This window comes from Bacteroides mediterraneensis, assembly GCF_900128455.1.
Taxonomy (GTDB): domain Bacteria; phylum Bacteroidota; class Bacteroidia; order Bacteroidales; family Bacteroidaceae; genus Phocaeicola; species Phocaeicola mediterraneensis.
In genome coordinates this window covers 235,773-255,934 of sequence record NZ_LT635783.1, presented here as the reverse complement: position 1 = coordinate 255,934, position 20,162 = coordinate 235,773, and the positions used below count along the sequence as shown (strand labels likewise).

12 protein-coding genes are annotated in these 20,162 nt (G+C 50.7%); 9 read left to right on the top strand and 3 right to left on the bottom strand.

All coding sequences use genetic code 11. The annotated features are described in order from the left end of the window. Positions 1-187: 187 nt before the first annotated feature. Positions 188-4,384, bottom strand: coding sequence for a two-component regulator propeller domain-containing protein (locus tag BQ7480_RS01065; RefSeq protein ID WP_083581727.1), 4,197 nt, complete (start codon positions 4,382-4,384; stop codon positions 188-190). 361 nt (positions 4,385-4,745) lie between these two features. Here BQ7480_RS01065 and BQ7480_RS01060 point away from each other — a divergent pair, with 361 nt between their 5' ends. Both BQ7480_RS01060 and BQ7480_RS01055 read left to right on the top strand, forming a co-directional pair. Further along, positions 4,746-5,981 carry a site-specific integrase gene (locus BQ7480_RS01060; protein ID WP_072541361.1) on the top strand — a complete coding sequence of 412 codons (1,236 nt, stop codon included), beginning with the start codon at positions 4,746-4,748 and terminating at the stop codon, positions 5,979-5,981. Positions 5,982-6,007: 26 nt separating this feature from the next. Beyond that, the gene (locus BQ7480_RS01055) at positions 6,008-6,367 is read left to right on the top strand and encodes a hypothetical protein (protein WP_072541360.1); all 360 of its coding nucleotides are present in this window, start codon (positions 6,008-6,010) and stop codon (positions 6,365-6,367) included. 96 nt (positions 6,368-6,463) lie between these two features. Here the strand turns inward: BQ7480_RS01055 and BQ7480_RS01050 are convergent, their stop codons facing one another. Beyond that, entirely contained in the window at positions 6,464-6,757 is a 294-nt protein-coding gene (locus BQ7480_RS01050) for a helix-turn-helix domain-containing protein (protein ID WP_072541359.1), read from the bottom strand. Positions 6,758-6,788: 31 nt separating this feature from the next. Further along, the gene (locus tag BQ7480_RS01045) at positions 6,789-7,079 is read right to left on the bottom strand and encodes a helix-turn-helix domain-containing protein (RefSeq protein ID WP_072541358.1); all 291 of its coding nucleotides are present in this window, start codon (positions 7,077-7,079) and stop codon (positions 6,789-6,791) included. Between the two features lie 303 nt (positions 7,080-7,382). On the opposite strand from BQ7480_RS01045, the gene BQ7480_RS01040 reads away from it, so the two are divergent. From BQ7480_RS01040 to BQ7480_RS01005, 7 genes are all read left to right on the top strand, one after another. Further along, on the top strand, positions 7,383-7,733 hold the full coding sequence (locus BQ7480_RS01040) for a helix-turn-helix domain-containing protein (protein ID WP_072541357.1): 351 nt from the start codon (positions 7,383-7,385) through the stop codon (positions 7,731-7,733). Between the two features lie 12 nt (positions 7,734-7,745). Continuing rightward, entirely contained in the window at positions 7,746-8,129 is a 384-nt protein-coding gene (locus BQ7480_RS01035) for a helix-turn-helix domain-containing protein (RefSeq protein WP_072541356.1), read from the top strand. Positions 8,130-8,135: 6 nt separating this feature from the next. Beyond that, positions 8,136-9,848, top strand: a complete 1,713-nt coding sequence (locus tag BQ7480_RS01030; protein WP_072541355.1) for a DUF4099 domain-containing protein — start codon at positions 8,136-8,138, stop codon at positions 9,846-9,848. 147 nt (positions 9,849-9,995) lie between these two features. Then, entirely contained in the window at positions 9,996-12,095 is a 2,100-nt protein-coding gene (locus BQ7480_RS01025; protein WP_072541354.1) for a type IA DNA topoisomerase, read from the top strand. 156 nt (positions 12,096-12,251) lie between these two features. Continuing rightward, positions 12,252-12,704 (top strand): DUF1896 family protein, encoded by a 453-nt coding sequence (locus BQ7480_RS01020; protein WP_072541353.1) that lies wholly within the window; start codon positions 12,252-12,254, stop codon positions 12,702-12,704. Beyond that, positions 12,691-18,615 carry an N-6 DNA methylase gene (locus BQ7480_RS01015; protein WP_072541352.1) on the top strand — a complete coding sequence of 1,975 codons (5,925 nt, stop codon included), beginning with the start codon at positions 12,691-12,693 and terminating at the stop codon, positions 18,613-18,615. The genes BQ7480_RS01020 and BQ7480_RS01015 overlap by 14 nt, the downstream gene beginning before the upstream one ends. Before the next feature lie 385 nt (positions 18,616-19,000). Beyond that, positions 19,001-20,140 carry a helix-turn-helix domain-containing protein gene (locus BQ7480_RS01005; protein WP_072541216.1) on the top strand — a complete coding sequence of 380 codons (1,140 nt, stop codon included), beginning with the start codon at positions 19,001-19,003 and terminating at the stop codon, positions 20,138-20,140. The last annotated feature ends 22 nt before the right edge of the window (positions 20,141-20,162 follow it).

Genomic DNA, 20,162 nt, shown 5'->3' with positions numbered 1-20,162 from the left:
TAATAAGGCATGCATTTGTAAATGCATTGCGAATTTAGTGTTTATATCCTAAAATTCGCAAAAGAATCATTAAAAAACAGGAGGACAAAACCCTACAAATAGGAGGATAAAAGGACAATCTTTTTTCCTCTCTACTACAATAGATTCAGATTCTGCAACAATACATCCTTCTTTTGCCAAATAGACATTAACTATCCAACAGACTGCTCGGAGTTACATTAAAATGCTTCGTGAAACAACGCGTAAAATACTTTGGATCATTGAATCCCACTTCATAAGCAATTTCAGAAATGTTCATCGCCCGGCTCACTCTGTTCTTCAACAGGAGTTCACGGGCCAGATTCAAACGATAGTTACGGATAAACTGACCGGCCGACTGCCCCGTCAGACTTTGCATTTTTTTATTCAACAGACTCTTGCTGATGCCTACCGCTTCAATGAAATCGCTGACCTCAAAGTCGGGATTCTTGTAGTTTTCCTTTACCACTGCCATGGCTTTATTAAGAAATTTTTTATCACCGGAGTTTTCTTCTACCTCCAATGTATCTGTATTCATGTCGATGGAAAACTTCTGCTGGACACGTCTCCGGTTCTCCAGAATATTGGAGATACGGGCCAAGAGCATGTTCTCATCAAAAGGCTTCAACAGAAATGCGTCTGCCCCCATCCTATAACTTTCCAAGCGGGCCTCATCGGAGGTTTTAGCTGTCAGCATCAGGAAAGGAATGTGCGAAATCGCAAAATTATTCTTCACCCTGCGCGACAGTTCCATTCCATCCATCACCGGCATCATCAAATCGCTGATGATAAAATCCACACTGCTGGTACGCAATACAGCCAAGGCTTCTTCACCCTGGGTGGCTTCCAAAACATTATAATACTCCACCAAAATAGAACGGATGTAATCACGCATATCTTTATTGTCTTCCACTACCAGCACAGTCATTTTTCCATTCCGGGGAATATCCACTACCACATCCTCCTTATCGGTGTCCGAATCCTGTACATTCTGCGACTCACCATATAGTGCAGGCAACAGGATACGGAAAGAAGTACCTTTCACGGGGTTATTCTTGGCATAGATTTTTCCATTAAGCAGACCTATCAGTTCCCGACACAGATAAAGTCCGATTCCCGTTCCGCTCTGTCCGCTCACAGATTCCTGACTCTGATTGTCCGACTGATAGAACTGTGAAAAGATACGCTCCATATCCTGTTCCGGGATTCCCTTTCCTGTATCACGGACACTGATAAATAGTTTCCTGTCTTTTCCAGAACCAATCACTCCCACATAAATGCCAATACTGCCTCCTTTCGGAGTAAACTTCAAGGCATTGCTAATCAGATTGGTCATAATCTTACGCATCACATCCTCGTCAAACATAAGGAACGGAGAGGGAAGATGAAGATACAGCTGAAGAGTAATACCGCGGCTGGTAGCATAATCGACAAAAGGAGGAACCAGTTCACACATAAAAGCCTTCAGATTCCCATAGTTCGTGGCAATCTTGATATGCCCTTCCTCCACTTTCCGAAAATCCATCAACTGGTTAACCAGTGAAAGCAGATACTTGGAATTCCGCTCCACCAAATGCAGCTGTTCAATGACTTGCGGATTATAACTCAGCTTCAAAGCCCGCTCGATAGGTCCTATAATCAAAGTCAGCGGGGTACGGAACTCATGCGTGATATTCGTAAAGAAAGCCAGCTTGTCGATGGTCAGTTCCTCCACCTTCCGCGACATTTCCAGAATCTGATTCTTTTGTGCAGTAATCTTCTCATTCTGGTCTTTCAACAGCTTATTCTGTTCGGAAAGCTCCTGCGTCTGGTTGGAAAGCAGTTTTTTCTGTTCTTCCAGTTCAGAGGTACGTTCTTCCACCATCTGATGCAGTAAATTCTGCTGACGTTTCATCGTTTTGTAACGCCACAACAGGAACCGATATCCTCCAAACGACAAAATAAATAGCACAGACAACAAAAACCAAGCTGTTTTGTAAAAATAAGGCCGCACCACAATGACCAGTTCTTCCGTATGTTCCAGCCAGTGTTTCCCATCCGGCGCATAACGGAGCTGAAACGTATATTTACCCGGATAAAGATTCGTATAGGTTGCATTATTCCGGCTGGCCGGTACCGTCACCCATGTATCATCAAACCCTTTCAACCGATAGGCGTATTGTGCCTGCGACTCCAACGCATAATCCAGCGCGGAGAATTCAAAGGAAAGCGATTTATCGCTTTCATGCATCGTAATCATTCCATCCTGCGGAAAGACTTCCTGCCCAAACACCCAACAATGGGTAAGCACCAAAGGAAACCTATGCTCACTTTCCGTTTCAAGCATCGGATGTATTTCTATCAGTCCTTTTTGACTGCCGAAAAACAAACGCTCTTTATCATAGGACAAGGCATCGGCATTCCAATAAAATTGCTTCGAAACCAAACCGTCAGTCTGACTGTAATTGCGAAAAGATTCATCTTTTATATTAAAGCGTGACAAACCATTGTCGGTAGAAACCCAGATATTCCCATACCAGTCCTCCAAAATACCACGTACACTGTTGCTCACCAAACCGTCATATTTCGTGAAGGCCGTAAACTGATAATCATTTCCTTTTCTTTGTGCCTTATAAAACCCGTTGCCATTGCTCCCTAACCAGATTATCCCATTCTTCGACTGGAAAACAGACGTAATGCGTTCCTTCTTTTCCGAAGCCGGCTCATCCAATTTATATATATACTTTTTATATTTCAGTTGTCCTTTCCCATACGCTACGAGGTCAATACGCAACAAACCGAAAGGGGAAGACGCCCAAAGCTCCTTCTCACGGGTAATGCACATACCCAATGCATTTTGATTGACCAGCTCTTTTTTCTCATTCAAAAACGGTTCCACGATACTGCCGTCGACCGGATTATACACATACAGATTTCCCATCGTGCCAATCCACACCAACCGGTTGATGGAATCGAATGCCAGACTCGACACAAAAGCATCCTTTAATGGCAAAGGGACATAACGTTTCGGAGCTGAAGGCCGACGGTCTATCCACCCCAGTCCTCCTCCCCAGGTACCGATATACAAACGGTCCTTGTCATCCAAAGCCAACACACTTACCGTATTGTGGGCCAAATAAGCAGGTGCATCGGTGGTATAATGCAAAAAACGGTCACTTCCTTTCAGTCGACAATTCAGGCCTCCTTCCACCGTACCCACCCATAACGTATGGTATTCATCTTCCACAATCGCATTAACCGGATTCTTAGAAAGAGTTCCCGCCTTGTTGGGCTCATAATAATAATTGACAACCGACAAGCGCGAAGGAAACATCTTGTTCAATCCTCCAATTTCTGTACCAATCCACACAATTTCATTTTCCTCATCCGTAAACAAAGAGTTGATGAAATTGCAGGAAAGGCCATGCATTCCCATCACCTCAGTGGCCTGGATACGGGTAAAATCAGAAGTAGACGCATTGAAAATATTCAACCCCATTAAGGTGCCGACAATAATCTCATTGTCTCGTGTGGAAGTAATTGCCGTTACATAATTCTGCGACAAAGACTTGGGGTTGTGCGGATCATACAAGTAATGAGAACTCGTGTCTGTAGCCAAGTCATAACAGAACAAGCCATTGCTTGTGCCAATCCAGACCTCATTCCGACAATGATAAATACAGAATACCGCATCGCGTGGTGAGATTTTCAAGGAGACAGAAACCGGCTGCGGCTCTTGCACCCCTTCTACCTCTTCATTTATCCGGCAAAGTTTTCCCTTATGCAGGAACCATATATAACCGTCTATTTCGGCCAGCACACAACCACGTTCATTCAGGGAGGTATCTGACACATGAATCACCTGCTTAACGGCACCCGTGGCATCAAAGACTACCTTATATATCTTTCCACGGCTGCAAACCCACAAGTTTCCGGCTTTGCTGACCAGTAAGAAACTGGAAGGCTGCTTCATCAAGGCTGTCATCTGCCGTGACTGTAAAGATTCCGCCGACAATATTTGCATATTTTCTATAGAAAGCAATTCGATACCGGCTTCCCCTGCCATCCAGATGCGATGAAAAGTATCTTCTGCCAGCTTTTCCACAAAGTTGCTTTTCAATACTCTTGTTTTATCGGTTGCATTGGTGTGAAAGGTCACAAACTCATGTCCGTCATACCTGGCCACTCCTCCCCCGTAGGTCGTCACCCACAAATAACCGTCGCTCGACTTGAGGATATCATCCACAAAGTTATACGGCAAACCTTCGTTCATCGTAATGGTAGCCAACGAAAAACGGCTGGAACTTTGAACGGCATAAAGCCATACAGTAGGATAACACAGGCAGAATATCAGCCACAGATAAAGTCGTGCACTTCTTTTTCTCATGAGATTTCTTTCACTTTTCAGACAAAGATAATACAAAAAAGTGAGATACTGAGCAAACCACAGAAGAATGATTGGAAATTAGCAGTTTACGGAATATTGACGATTTAAGCGAGTGCCAACGGAAACCTTCCGAAAGCCAAGTTGAACCATAGATACGTTACTATCCCGTTACCGTATTTGCGTAACGGTAACGGTACGGAAAAGGACGGCAGAGCGAGGTAAAAATAGCACTTAATCAGGCGTTTGATGGCTTTGGAACGCAAAAAGTCTTACGCCAGGTTCGATTGCCGTAATCCGCTGTGGTTTACATACAGCCCAACAGCTCTACACAAGGTAATTTTGCAAACAAAAAAGTAGAGCCATGAGCAGAAGTACATTCAAGATTTTATTTTACCTGAAGCGCAATGCGCCGAAGAAGAACGGGCTGATACCGGTTATGTGCCGTATCACGGTGAACGGAAAAATAGCACAGTTCAGTTGCAAGCTGGATGTGGAGGAAAAATTGTGGAGTGTGGAAATGGGCCGTCTGACCGGAAGGAGCAACGTCGCTCTGGAAGGCAACCGTATGCTTGACAAAATCCGTGTGGGTGTGAACAAGGCATATCAGGACGTATGCGACCGCAACACCTATGTCACGGCAGAGAAAGTGCGTAACGAGTATCTCGGTATGGGTATGAACCACAAGACTCTGCTTGCCGTATTCCGGCAGCATAACGATGACTATGCAAAACTGGTCGGCAAAATGAAAAGCCAGCGTAGTTATTGGAAATATGAGGTCGTTTACAAGCATCTTTCAGAATTTGTCAGGACACGCTACAAGATGGAGGACATCGCCTTGAAAGAGCTTGCCCCCGCCTTCATCACGGACTTCGAGCTGTTCCTTCGCGTGGAGAAAGGGCACTGCACCAATACGGTATGGTCGTACATGATGCCATTCAAAAGTATCATCTTTACCGCCATCAACAACGGATGGTTGCAGCGTGACCCGTTTTATGCCTATCATATCACAAAGGAAGATACAAAACGCGGCTACCTGACGAAAGAGGAAATTGCACAGATGATAAACGGCACATTCAAAAAGAAAAACTACGGACTGATACGTGACCTGTTCGTCTTCTGCTGCTTCACAGGGTTGAGTTGGCGCGATATGGCAAATCTGACGGAAGAGAATCTGCAAATCTCTTTCGACGGTCATTTGTGGATAAAGACGAGCCGCCAGAAAACGGGAGTAGAAACGAATATCCGTCTGCTGGACGTGGCGAAACACATCATTGATAAATACAAGGGAGTTTCAAAAGATGGGAAACTACTTCCCGTCCCATGCTATAACATCTGTAAATATGGAATCAAGCAGGTGGCAAAACAATGCGGGATAAACAAAAACGTTACATGGCATCAAAGTCGACACAGCTATGCCACGACAATATGCCTCTCCAACGGAGTACCCATTGAAACACTGTCAAAACTGATGGGGCACACAAGCATCCGCTCGACACAGATTTATGCGAAGATTACGGCTGAAAAGATGAGCCGGGACATGGAACAGCTCTCACAGAAGCTCGCCCCGATGGAAAAGCTTATCTGCCAAGCCATATAGAAGTCAAACCCGAAATAAAAAGAAACATGGAAAAAAGAGGCATCATAACAATCGAAGGCAGGACGGTGGTCGTTCCCGATACGGAAATATGGATGACAGCCGGAGAGATAGCAAGCCTGTTTTATGTGCGTGGCGTGTCGGTAGAAGCCGCTATCCGGAAATTGTTGAAAGGCTGTATAGTGAACAGTGCTGACTGCCGCCGCATACGGCTGGACGAAAAATGTTATACGGACGTTTACGGCATGGGAACGGTCATAGCCCTGTCTTTCAGGTTCGACACGGGCGCGGCTGCACTGTTCCGCAAATGGCTCGCCCGAACTGTGGCACGACCGAAAAAAAGGACTATGGTTCTGTTCCTGCACCATCAAGGCGGGACATGCTGCTGAATCCCGCAAACATGGCTTACAAAAAAAATTGTCGGGAGGCGGCAGTCCGTATGAAACTGTCCGTCTCCCGATTCTGTCATTGAATCACCGCAGGCATCAGTCAGCCTTACGGTAGTTACGTTCCAATACTTTCTGGACGTCACTCTCACGGTAGAGTGTCTTGCCCCCAAACAGGAAATATGGCAGTACCCCTTCATGACGGTACTGCTGCAAGGTACGCCTGCTCACGTGCAGCCTTTGCATCAGTTCCCTGTCGGTGAGGTAACGCTCGCCACCCAACGGCGGGATATAACCGTCGGCGATCCTGTCTGCCATTTTCAGGCTTCTCCTTACGGACTGCATGGCATCCGCCATCACTCCGCAATCCTTTGTCAATACCTTATCACTCATCTTACAACGGATTCAGTGGCACTACCGGAAATTACACGGACGTCAATGCCGTTTCCGGCATCGGTACGAGCCGCTGTACATCTTCTGGCTTATAATAGAACTTGCGTCCGATTTGTGAAAAGGCAATGCCGTGCCTGTCGCGTATTGCCTGCAATGTCTTCGGGGTGACATGCAGTACACGGCACACGTCCTCCGTATCCATCCATTCGGCAAGGCTACGGTCGCCGCTCTTTTCGGCGAGTGTCCTTACCCTTTCCTCCAATGCCTTCACTCCCGCGAGGAGCATCTCAAAGGCGCTCTTCTCAATGATTACTATTTCCATATCTACAAAATTTTATCGGTTTGCCACAAAGTTAGGCGCACTTATGACGGAAACCGCAGGATTCGGGTACGGTGGCAGCTTCTGGCTCCGTTCTCTGTGCCTGTTTAGGACAGGTATGATATGACTTTCAATATATGTTTCCCGATATTTTAAGTTCATGGATGCCTCTTGAATTTCCATCGGGACGGGAAAATCCATAAAAATCTCACGTAAGTTACGGGTAAGTACCGTGTCCGCCCATAGAAAACAGGCGAATTTTGCTTCCGACAAATTGATTTACCAACAATTAAAACAAGGAAGGACATGGAAATAATCACGATGGAAAGTGCAGCCTACAAAGATATTGTAGGGCGCATTGAGGAGATTGCCTCCCATGTGAGGAAGCACAGCCCGGAAAAGCGGGACTGCGGCACTGCCGGACTTCTTGACGGCAGTGAGGTAATGCGCCTGCTGTCGATAAGCCGGCGTACCCTGCAACGGCTCAGGGATGAAAGACGTATCCGGTATGCCATCATACGCGGGAGTTGCCGCTATCCTCCGGACGAGGTGGAACGCATTATCCGGGAGAACGTCATCAAGGCATCACCGGAGAAACTCGAAGAACTTAAACACAACTACCTGCTCCGCACGGGCAGGAAGCCGGACGGAACTTAAAATCTTATTCACATGACGGATTTTTTAGACAGAAAGACTTTTGAGGACTGCATGAGGCAGGTGTTCAACCGCCTTGACCGGCAACAGGAAATGCTCGCTTCCATGCAGGAGGACAAAAAGGAGAAGCCTCCCCTGACTGAGATGCTGGAGGACGATACGATGGACAATCAGGACGTGTGCATGCTGCTCCATGTGAGCAAGCGCACCCTACAACGCTACCGCAGCGACGGGCTGCTCCCATACCGGATGCACCGCCACAAGACCTATTACCGGAAGTCGGACGTGGAGATGTTCATCACCACCCACATGAAGGAGATACTCCGGGACAGGACACCGGGCAAAACGGATGCAGCCGGGAAAAACTCAAAGAAAGGAAAAACGAACCAAAAAAAGTAAACAGAAATGGAACAGAAAAAGAAAAAACAAGAGGATGTACTGGTCGTTCGCGACGAGAAGACGGGCGAAATCAGTGTGGTTGCCGGGCTGGATGCCGGGGGCTATCCCAAGAGGGCACAGGCAAAGGCGGAACACTCGCAGGAGTTTTTGCGCTTTGACCGCCACGGGGATGCGATAGACAATTTCATGAGAAATTTCTACCGCCAGTGTAAGGAGCCGACACGATTCGGTTTCTACAGGGTGGCAGCGGATACGGTGGAAGCACTGCTTCCGGTAATCAAGGACCTGCTGAAAGACCCTGCGGCAAACGCAGACCTTCTCGCACCGCACAAAGTGGATACATCGGCGTACCAGCAGGCTGAAGTACAGCAGGCTATGGAGGAGGTGAAAAGAGAAAATGCCGAAACGGAGGCTGAGGAACAGCAGGTTACGGAAGAAACGAAAAGAGAAAATACGGAAGAAGACAATGTGGAACAGAAAACAGACGATAAGATGGAAGAAATGAAACAGAAAAATCAGGAACAGCAGCCACAAACGGCGGAAACGCAGGCTGTACAAGTACAGGAACCGGCACAGGACGGGCAAACGCAGGCGAATCCGCAAAAGACGAACCTGATAGCGGACGGCGACGTGGACTGGAAGGAGCTGGAACAGTTCGGGGTGAAAAGGGAAAACCTCTCTGAAAAGGACATGAAAGCCCTGATGAACTATGGGAAGACGGGGCTGGTGACTGTGAACCCGACTTTCGGCGGCGATAGCTACGAGCTGCAAGCCCGTCTCTCGTTCCAGAAGACGGAAGACGGCAAGCTGAAGCTCACGCCCCACTTTGTGCGCCATGAACCGAGGCTTGACGTACCACACAATGGTTATACTTTCACGGACGAAGACAAGCAAATGCTGAAGCAGACCGGAAATCTGGGCAGACAGGTAGATGTAGCGGATACAAAGACCGGCGAATTCCGTAAGTCGTACATCAGCATTGACCGCCTGACGAATGAGATAGTGGATGTACCAACGAACAAGGTACGCATCCCGAACCGGATCGGACTGACGGAACTGTCGAAAGCGGAACAGGAAATCCTGCGTGCGGGGCTGGCACTGCCCAAGGAAGTGACACTGAAGGGCGGTCGCAAATTTGAGGCCATGCTGCAGGTGAACGCTGACAAGCGCGACGTAGAGTTTGTGCCGGAGTATCTGTGGCAGGGACAGTCGCAGCGACGTGGAAACGGACAGGAGAAGAAACAGAAGAGTAAGGAAACCCCGGATACTCCCGGACTGCAGCAGAAGGAAGACGGGAATCTGGAGAACGGACAACGGCGCAACCGCTCGTGGACAAACGAGGACGGCAGCATCCGCCCGATAGGGAAATGGAAGGACGACAAGTTTACCGAACAACAGAAGGCGGACTATGTGGCGGGGAAAGTCGTGGTACTTGCCAACGCAAAGGATGACAAGGGACAGCCCTGTACAAAGTACCTGAAATTCTATCCTGATTTGGGACGTCCACTGGCTACTGAATACAACCCCGACTTAGCACAGACCGTTGCCCCGTCGAACGAGAGCCGCACGCAGCTCGCCGTGAACAACGAGGGCAAGACCAACGAGGCGACCAAACACCTGAAAGAGCCGCTCACGCAGGGACAGACCGCCCCGAAGGACGATGCCCAGAAACAACAGCAGGAAAAACCGAAGAAAAGCAAGGGCATGAAGGTCTCCTGAGTGCCGCCACTGAATCCATGACAAGAGAATAAGCAACGGATTGAAACGGGGCTTCATACGCCATACACCATATATCCCACGGATAACCGGCGTACCCCGTTTCATTTCACAAGGAACAAAAGTATCAATGATTAAAACAGAAAATGTATGATTACCATATTGGCAGAAAAACCGAGCGTGGCGCGTGAGATAGCACGCATCACCGGAGCGACAAGAAAAGAGGAAGGATATTACACGGGAAACGGCTACCATGTGACATGGGCATTGGGGCATCTGGTACAGCCTGCCCTGCCGGACGGCTATGGCTTCAAGGGCTTCCGCAAAGACAGCCTGCCGGTGATACCGGAGGAGTTCATGCTGATACCCCGCCAGGTAAAGACGGACAAGGGCTACAAGGCGGACGCGGCGGCGGTGAAACAGATAAAGGTGATAACGAAGCTGTGGAACGAGAGCGAGGAAATCATAGTGGCAACGGACTGCGCACGCGAAGGGGAACTGATATTCAGATACCTGTATGCCTATACGGGCTGTACGCTGCCCTTCCGCCGCCTGTGGATAAGCTCGCTTACGGACACCGCTATCCGCAAGGGATTGAAAGAACTGAAGAACGGGCATGAATATGACGACCTGTATCTGGCAGCGAAGGCACGCAGTGAGGCGGACTGGCTGGTGGGCATCAACGGCACGCAGGCATTGACCGTAGCCGCCGGGCGCGGCACATACTCGGTGGGGCGTGTGCAGACACCCACATTGGCGATGGTCTGCAAGCGGTACTGGGAAAACAGACGTTTCACGCCGGAGCCGGTACACCAGCTGCATTTCTCCGTACCGTCCGTGAATACGGATACGGTGGTGAAGTTCGCCTCGGTGGAGAAATGGCAGGACAAGGAAGAGGCGGCTGCACTATATAATAAGGTAAAGGCGAAGATGTGTGCCACCGTGACCAAAGTCGAAAAAAAGCAGAAGGTGGAGAACCCTCCGCTACTGTACGACCTGACCACACTGCAGAAGGAGGCGAACACGAAACACGGATTCACGGCGGAACAGACGCTGGAACTGGTACAGAAGCTCTATGAAGCGAAGCTCGTCACCTATCCGAGAACATCAAGCCGCCATATTCCGGAAGATGTGTTTGCTGAAATACCGCTGCTGCTTGAACGGCTGGCAGGGCACTCTGCCCTTGCGGAGAAAATCGGGGAACTGGGGGAACTGAACCGCCGTTGTGTGGATGCCTCGAAAGTGACTGACCACCATGCTCTGCTGGTGACACTGAACCGTCCGCTTGCCCTCTACAAGAACGAGCAGATCATCTATGACATGATTGCCGGACGCATGGTGGAGGCATTCTCCCCGGAGTGCGTGAAGGACACGACAAGCGTGGAAGCCGAATGCTGTGGCACGGCATTCGAGACGAAAGGCTGCATCGTGCGTAAGGCAGGCTGGCGCGGTGTATATGGTGACAAGGAAGACACGATACTGCCGGACTGGAAAGAGGGAGACATGCTGGCGATGGCGGGCTGCTCAATGAGTTCGGGCATGACCCGACCGAAACCCCTGCACACGGAAAGTTCGCTGCTGGCGGCGATGGAAACCGCCGGGCGTGATGATGTGGAGGATGAGGAGGTACGCCAAGCACTGAAGGACTGCGGCATCGGTACACCCGCCACACGTGCCGCAATCATCGAAACGCTGCTGAAAAGGGAATACATGGTGCGTGTGAAGAAGTCGCTGATACCGACGGAGAAAGGACTCGCCCTGTATTCCATTGTCAAGGGAATGGACATCGCTGACGTAGAAATGACCGGACAGTGGGAAGCTGAGCTGGCGAAGATTGAGAAAGGAAAGACACCGCACGAGGCTTTCATGAGGGACATTGAAGCCTACACACGGAAAATCACCACGGAGCTGCTTGCGTGTAACAAGATTTTCGGGCACAAGGCTTCGGGCTGCACCTGTCCCAAGTGCGGCAAGGGCACGATGCAGTTCTACGGCAAGGTGGTGCGCTGTGACAACCCGGAATGCGCCCTGCCTGTATTCCGTCAGATAGCCGGAAAGACACTTACCGACGGAGATATGACCGATTTACTGACGAAAGGAAAGACAGGAGTCCTCAGCGGCTTCAAGAGCAAGCAGGGCAAGCCTTTCAGCGCGGAAGTCACTTTCGATGCGGACTTCAACACGAACTTCATCTTTCCCGAAGCCAAAGGCGCAAGAAAAGGTACGAACATGAAAGGAAAACGAAAATAATGTGTAACTTCGCCACTGGTTCATGTCATAATCTGTTTCAATTCGTTGATACTCTTTATTCACATGGATTTAGTGGCGGCACCCGGAGGGATACCGGGTGCCTTTTTCTATCCTTTCTGACAATCAATCTTATTTATCCACTAAATCCATAAGAAAATGAAACAGAACAAGAGAATTGTTCCGGCGGAGCTGTCCTACTACGGACTGTACCTGCTGGATTACCTGAGAAAATATCATCCGGACAAAGTATCAGACACCCCATTCATTACTGGAAGGGAGGAAGCCGCCTCGGAAACCTTCGAGAAGGAAAGAGCGACGGGAAGCACGGTGGAAGCCGCACAGGAGGAAGCCATGCGCGTCCTGCTCGAAGGACTCCACTTCTCCCCCTACGCACTGCTGCGTGAAGTGGTGGAAAACGAGTTCGCCGACGAAGTGGCGGACTCCGACCGCGAGGCGTTTTGCCGAGAACTGTTCCCCTATTTGAAAAACCTGCTCGGCGGTTACGACACGTCGGATGACACCTTCGCCCTGTCGCCCGAACACGACTTGCTCTACACGGAGCTGACCGGAACCGTCATGCTTTATCTGGAGTCCTATGGCGTTCAATAGGAAACAGAAACTGAGGGACAACATCGAGGCGATACGGACGGCATTCACGCTCGACCGGGAAAGGCGCACGCCCACCGAAAGGGAGCGCGTGCTGCTGGAAAGGTACTGCGGCTTCGGGGGACTGAAATGCATACTGAACCCGGCACAGGAACTGACGGATGCCGTACACTGGGCGAAATCTGACCTCGAACTGTTCGCCCAGACGGTAGAGCTGCACCGCATCATCCGGGAAAACAGCCGGGATGAGAGGGAGTACAAGCGTTATATGGACTCTTTGAAAGCCTCGGTACTGACGGCATTCTACACTCCGCAAGCCATAACGGACACCATAGCGGACGTGCTGTACGACCGCAAGGTACGCCCAAGGCTGGTGCTGGAGCCGTCGGCAGGCATGGGCGCGTTCATCAGCCCGGTGCTGTCGAACAACCCGCAGGCGGAAGTGATGGCATTCGAGAAAGACCTGCTGACGGGCAAGATGCTCGGACACCTGTACCCGCAGCAGAAGATACGCACGGAGGGCTTCGAGAAGATAGAGAAGCCTTTTCTGAACCATTTTGACCTCGCCATCTCCAACATACCTTTCGGGGACATCGCCGTGTTTGACGCGGAATACGAGAAAAAGTCGGTAATGCACCGGATAGCGGCGAAGAAAGTGCATACGTATTTCTTCCTGAAAGGGATGGACGCGGTGCGCGACGGTGGTATTGTGGCATTTATCACCTCGCAGAGCGTACTGAATACGGAAGGCAACAGAGGCACGCGCTACCTGATGATGAAACAGGCGAACTTGTTGTCCGCCATACGTATGCCGAACAACCTGTTCTCGGAAAACGCCAACACGGAGGTGGGTTGCGACCTGATAATCCTGCAAAAGAATGAAAGAAAAGAGGAACTTTCAGAAGAGGACAGACTGTTTACCCGGACAGTCAGAAGCAACTATACCGGAGTAGTTACCAATGAATATTTCCTTGACCACCCGGAACGCATCATCCATACCGAAGCGAAAAGGGATACCGACCCCTACGGCAAGCCTGCCATGATATATACGCATAGCGGTGGTGTGGAGGGCATCGCGATGGATTTGTATAAAATGCTGTCGGAGGACCTGTCGGTACGGCTGGACTTGGAACGCTACAACGGTATCAAGAATGAAAGGCTGGAAACACGGCAGACAGTAGTCGTGCAGGCACGGCAGGAAATCTTGCAGCCGCAAGTTCAGGAAATGCAACGGTCGGAGGCGAAAAAAGAAGAAAATCCGGTGAGGCAGGAAGCGGAACAAGGGCAAGCTGTACCACAGAAAGTGGAGGTAAAACAGCCGGAAACCCCGATAATGGACTTGTATGACCTGTTCGGTTATACGCAGGAGGAAAGACGGATGGCTGAACAGGGTGTGAAACCGGACAGGAAGAAAGGCGGAAAGTTCAAAGGGAAGAAACCCGTGCAGCCGACACTGTTCTCCATGCCAGTGGAGGGTACGGGAAGAACAACGGATAAGGAAAATGCGGAAACGGATGCCGGCATCACACCGGAAGAGGCACGCGAAATGGACGAAATCATACGTGGCGGAACGGATGCGCCGACTGATGCCGAACCGGAAGCGGCTGTCCCGGCAACAGAAAAGACGGGACCCGGCACCGCAGCGGAAGAATCCTATGACCCGGAAGATGAAGTGTATCGCAGTCTGGACTGGGAAACGAACCCGCCCATCAACGGATTTTATGAAATGATGATGGACCTTACACCGGAACGACGTGCGGAGCTGCGCCGGCTTGGAAAGACGAAGATGGAAGCCAATGCCGCCAGACAAGCGGCCGGAACAACGGAGGCGAAAAGAGAAAAAGCCGATGCAGGGAAAACGGCAGAGCCGCAGGATGCTACTGCTACGGTAGTCTATCCGATAGAAAACGGATTCGAGGCGGAACACGACAGACGGATAGCGGAAGTGGAGAAATCCCTCCGCGCGGAGGAAGCCGCCCTGACACCGGAAGAGCGGCAGCGCAAGCGGGAGGAGGAAATGATGCCCCGCCCGTACAGCCGACCTCTGGAACCGCACCTGAAGGACGGCTCATTGGCATGGGTACACACGCAGGGCGTGCGCTATCAGGTGGGCGTGCTGAAAGATGTGACCCGATACGGGGCGACCTTCCAGCCGCTGGACATGGAGGGTATGCAGAAGGAGAAAGCGCAGTTGTATATCTCGATGCGCGACACCTACGAGCGGCTTTACGCACAGGAGGCGGAACGGCAGGAGGCAAACGACATGCTCCGCCGCCACCTGAACACCTACTACGACGAGTTCGTGATGCGTTACGGCTGCCTGAACGCCAAGCAGAACGTGAAGCTGCTGATGATGGATGCTTCGGGACGCAACATGCTGGCACTGGAACGCAGCGAGGGCGGCACGATGGTGAAGGCGGACATATTCGACCATCCCGTTTCCTTTTCGCAGGAAACGGCAGTCGCCGCGGAATCGCCGGAAGAAGCCCTGTCCGCCTCGCTCAACCGCTACGGCGGGGTGAACCTGCCGTACATGGAATCCATCTGCGACATGCCGCAGGAGGACATGCTGGAAGCACTGAAAGGCAGGGTGTACTACAACCCGATAGCGGGGAACTACGAGATAGCCGACCGCTTCATCGCCGGTAACGTGGTGGTGAAAGCGAGGGAGGTGGAGGAATGGATAAAGGGACACGAGGGGCACGGGATGATGCCGCAGGCACGGGAGTCTTTGGCGGCTTTGCACGAGAACATCCCCGAACAGATCCCGTTTGAGGACCTGGACTTCAACTTCGGGGAACGATGGATACCCACAGGCGTATATGCTGCCTACATGAGCCGTCTGTTTGACACGGACGTGCGGATAAGCTACTCGGAGAGCCTTGACGAGTATTCGGTGGCGTGCAGTCACAGGACGATGAAAATCACCGACGAGTTTCTGGTAAAAGGGTACTACCGCCACTATGACGGGATGCACCTGCTGAAACACGCTCTGCACAACACCTGCCCCGACATGATGAAGAAGGTCGGCGAGGACGAGAACGGAAACGACATCAAGGCACGTGACAGCGAGGGCATCCAGCTCGCCAATGCGAAGATTGACGAAATCCGTAACGGCTTTACTGAGTGGCTGGATGAACAGTCGCCGGAATTCAAGAAACGGCTGACAGATATGTATAACAACAAGTTCAACTGCTTCGTGCGTCCGAAGTACGACGGCTCGCACCAGACCTTTCCCGGACTTGACCTGAAAGGGCTGGGAATCACCGACCTGTATCCCAGCCAGAAGGACTGCATCTGGATGCTGAAACAGAATGGTGGGGGTATCGCGGACCATGAGGTGGGAACCGGCAAGACGCTGATAATGTGCGTGTCGGCACACGAAATGAAGCGGCTGGGACTGGTACACAAGCCGATGATAATCGGGCTGAAAGCCAACGTGCGCGAGATAGCGGAGACCTACCGCAAGGCATACCCGAATGCCCGCGTGCTGTACGCATCGGAGAAGGACTTTGAGGCGGCAAATCGCGTGCGATTCTTCAACGATATACGGAACAACGACTGGGACTGTGTCATCATGTCGCACGACCAGTTCGGAAAAATCCCGCAGTCGCCGGAGCTGCAACAGCGGATATTGCAGGCGGAGCTGGACACGGTGGAGGAAAATCTGGAAGTGCTCCGCTCGCAGGGCAAGGACGTGTCGCGGGCAATGCTGAGGGGACTGGAGAAGCGCAAGTTCAACCTGCAAGCCAAGCTGGACAAGGTGGAACATGCTATAAAGTCGAGGACGGACGATGTGGCAGACTTCAGGCAGATGGGCATCGACCACATCTTCGTGGACGAGTCGCACCAGTTCAAGAACCTTACGTTCAACACCCGGCATGACCGTGTGGCGGGTCTGGGCAACTCGGAAGGCAGCCAGAAGGCACTGAACCTGCTGTTTGCCATCCGCACCATTCAGGAGCGGACGGGAAAGGATCTGGGGGCGACGTTCCTGTCGGGCACGACCATCAGCAACTCGCTGACGGAGCTGTACCTGCTTTTCAAGTACCTGCGTCCGAAGGAGCTGGAAAGGCAGGACATCCGATGCTTTGACGCATGGGCGGCAATTTTCGCCAAAAAAACGACGGATTTTGAGTTCAATGTGACGAACAACATCGTGCAGAAGGAACGCTTCCGCTACTTCATCAAGGTGCCGGAGCTGGCGGCGTTCTACAACGAGATAACGGACTATCGCACGGCAGAGGATGTGGGCGTGGACCGTCCGCACAAGAACGAGATACTGCATAACATACCGCCCACGCCCGACCAGGAGTATTTCATCAAGCAGCTGATGGAATTTGCCAAGACGGGCGACGCCACCCTGCTCGGCAGGTTGCCACTTTCGGAAACGGAGGAAAAGGCGAAGATGCTCATCGCCACGGATTACGCAAGGAAGATGGCGCTAGACATGCGCATGATTGACCCGGAATATGAAGACCACCCGGACAACAAGGCGAGCCACTGCGCAAGGACGATTGCGGAATATTACCGGAAATATGACGAGCAGCTCGGCACTCAGTTCGTATTCTCTGACTTGGGTACTTACCAGCCGGGGCAATGGAACGTATATACCGAAATCAAGCGCAAATTAGTGGAGGACTACGGCATACCCGCCCATGAAATCCGCTTCATTCAGGAATGCAAAAGCGAGAAGTCAAGGAAAGCGGTGATAGAGGCTATGAACGAGGGATATGTGCGCGTGCTGTTCGGCTCGACCTCGATGCTCGGCACGGGGGTGAATGCCCAGCGCAGGGCGGTGGCCATTCACCACCTCGATACGCCATGGCGACCGTCCGATCTTGCCCAGCGTGACGGACGTGCGGTCAGAAAGGGCAACGAGATAGCGAAACTGTATGCCGACAACAAAGTGGACGTAATCATCTATGCGGTGGAGAAGTCGCTGGACTCGTACAAGTTCAACCTGCTACACTGCAAACAGACGTTCATCTCGCAGCTGAAGAGCGGTGCGTTGGGCGCACGAACCATAGACGAGGGGGCGATGGACGAGAAGTCGGGCATGAACTTCTCGGAGTACATGGCTATCCTTTCCGGGAACACCGATCTGCTGGAAAAGGCGAAGCTCGAAAAGAGAATAGCCTCGCTGGAGGGAGAGCGCAAGTCCTTCAACAAGGGCAGGCGCGAGTCGGAGCTGAAGCTGGAAGAAAAGATGCTGGCATTAAGGAACAACCAAGTTGCCATAGCCGCCATGACTGAGGATTGGGAGAAGTTCATGGCTACTGTACAGATAGACCGTGAGGGTAACCGGCTCAACCCGATAAAGATTGACGGGCTGGATTCGACAGACGAAAAGACAATCGGAAAGCGTTTGCAGGAGATAGCCAAGAATGCCACGACTGGCGGGCAGTACAAGCGGATTGGAGAACTGTACGGCTTCCCCATCGAGGTGGTCAGCGAGCCGACGCTCAGGGATGGACTGGAATTTACCGACAACCGTTTTGTGGTGAAGGGAAATCTCAGGTACAACTACAATAATGGGCATCTGGCGATGGCTGACACGCACGCCGCCGCCACTAACTTCTTGAACGCACTGGAAAAGATACCGGGCATCATCGACCAGCATCAAAAGAGGAACGAAGTACTGGAGCAAGAAATTCCGCAACTCCAAGCGATAGCCGGCAAGACATGGAAGAAGGAAGACGAGCTGAAACAGCTGAAGTCCGAACTCGCTGCACTGGACCGCAAAATACAGCTGGAGCTGGCTCCGCCCGGTGAGAATGTCCCCAACGGAGAAAAGCCGTCCTTACAGGAAGGAGCCGAACCAAAACCGGTGTCTATGGAGCCGCAGCTGCAATCTGGCTATGTCATGGGTGATTTGCAAAAGGAAAACAAACCGAAAGGTTTGAAACTGTAATTAAAAGACGGTTGTCATAAGGCAGCCGTCTTTTATTATGAGATTATTTGTTGCAATTGTAAAGAAATACATTCTTAAGTGAATGTGACGGAAAGTATCATTACCATGCGTGCCTGCTTGCCAAGCCATATACCGGTTATCTGCTTTACAGTTTTCATGTGAAGCCCGACACTTATGAGGTCGGTGTCATTTATGTGCATTCACCCGAACTTCGTAAACTCGGTATAAAGGAGCTTCATTTAGTAAAAGCCATAAAAATAAAGAAATAATTCATTGTTCTTTGACATACATATGAAAAATAAGGGGGTTAGATGATAAAAAGCTCTGATTAGAGGCCTAATACGAACGGATTTTTGTAAATTCGCAAAATTTTTAGAAATCCGAAATGATAATACAAGGTCCTGAAATATATTATGCGGCATCCTGCCTGATACTGGTCGTTACGTCACTGTTTTGTGCGTTGGTGCGTTATTTCCACATGTGCCGTCCGTTTGACGAGGAAGAAGCCTATTTCTATCCGGCCCGCAAGCTCATCACGATTGTCTATGCCTGTTTCGCCCTGCCTGTGGTATGGCTTTTCCGCATGGACAGCCCGGACGCATACTTCTTTATGCGTGTTTTTCTTATGCTGCTGTTGCCCGGTGCGGGCGTGTTGTCGTTCCGCCGGTTTTTCTTCAGCAAGACAAGACACCGCAGACTGATATTTGTATTGTCCGGTATCATTCCTCTTGTCATTATACTGGTCTGTTGGATATACGGCTGGATTGGTGGAGATACCCTCTACCGCCATCGTGATATGCTTCTTCTCCTTATCGGAGGATATTCCCTGCTGCTTACAGCCATGCTGTTGCATACCACAAGCTGGCTGTTGCGCCAGATTCGCCTACACATGCAGGAAGAATATTCCAACAGTGAAGATTTTCCGGTACGTTTTGCCGGTTTTGTCGTATTCATGCCGGTGCTGTATCTGGGAGCCGCATGGTGGCTGTTTTTTACAGGCGACCATAATTATAACATGTGGTTCCAGCTGGTCATTTCTGTCATGCACATCGTACTTTTGATACGGATATTGCATCCGCAACGAAAAGAATATCGGGAGGTGGTAGAAGAAACGGAAGAACTCATAGCGGAAAAAATAGAAACGGTACTGTCCGACCGGGGAAGCGGCAGCAGCCTGCTGTCTGTTGATGCCAAGGATGAACTGGAAGCGAAAATACGGGCAGCATTGACCGAGGACAGGCTTTACCTGAATCCGAACCTGAAAATCGGCGAACTGGCAGATGCGGTAAAGAGCAACCGGAAATATGTATCCATTGTCATGAAAGAACGTTTCGGTTCCTTTTATAAGGAACTGAACCGGCTCAGGATTGAGGCCGCTGTCCGATACCGGGAAGAACACCCTTCGGCAAGCCGTGAAGAAATTGCTACACATTGCGGTTTTTCCAATGTAAGGACTTACAGCCGAAACCTGAAATCCGGGATGCAGGACAAGAACACAGAAGGACAATTTAAGGAAATTCCCTGAATTGTCCCTCATTATGAGCATT

What these genes read in the sequence shown, in the direction of transcription:
- BQ7480_RS01045 (WP_072541358.1), bottom strand. Translation starts at nt 7,079, where the DNA reads ATGGAAATAGTAATCATTGAGAAGAGCGCCTTTGAGATGCTCCTCGCG.
- BQ7480_RS01065 (WP_083581727.1), bottom strand. Translation starts at nt 4,384, where the DNA reads ATGAGAAAAAGAAGTGCACGACTTTATCTGTGGCTGATATTCTGCCTG.
- BQ7480_RS01050 (WP_072541359.1), bottom strand. Translation starts at nt 6,757, where the DNA reads ATGAGTGATAAGGTATTGACAAAGGATTGCGGAGTGATGGCGGATGCC.
- BQ7480_RS01060 (WP_072541361.1), top strand. Translation starts at nt 4,746, where the DNA reads ATGAGCAGAAGTACATTCAAGATTTTATTTTACCTGAAGCGCAATGCG.
- BQ7480_RS01055 (WP_072541360.1), top strand. Translation starts at nt 6,008, where the DNA reads ATGGAAAAAAGAGGCATCATAACAATCGAAGGCAGGACGGTGGTCGTT.
- BQ7480_RS01030 (WP_072541355.1), top strand. Translation starts at nt 8,136, where the DNA reads ATGGAACAGAAAAAGAAAAAACAAGAGGATGTACTGGTCGTTCGCGAC.
- BQ7480_RS01025 (WP_072541354.1), top strand. Translation starts at nt 9,996, where the DNA reads ATGATTACCATATTGGCAGAAAAACCGAGCGTGGCGCGTGAGATAGCA.
- BQ7480_RS01005 (WP_072541216.1), top strand. Translation starts at nt 19,001, where the DNA reads ATGATAATACAAGGTCCTGAAATATATTATGCGGCATCCTGCCTGATA.
- BQ7480_RS01035 (WP_072541356.1), top strand. Translation starts at nt 7,746, where the DNA reads ATGACGGATTTTTTAGACAGAAAGACTTTTGAGGACTGCATGAGGCAG.
- BQ7480_RS01040 (WP_072541357.1), top strand. Translation starts at nt 7,383, where the DNA reads ATGGAAATAATCACGATGGAAAGTGCAGCCTACAAAGATATTGTAGGG.
- BQ7480_RS01015 (WP_072541352.1), top strand. Translation starts at nt 12,691, where the DNA reads ATGGCGTTCAATAGGAAACAGAAACTGAGGGACAACATCGAGGCGATA.
- BQ7480_RS01020 (WP_072541353.1), top strand. Translation starts at nt 12,252, where the DNA reads ATGAAACAGAACAAGAGAATTGTTCCGGCGGAGCTGTCCTACTACGGA.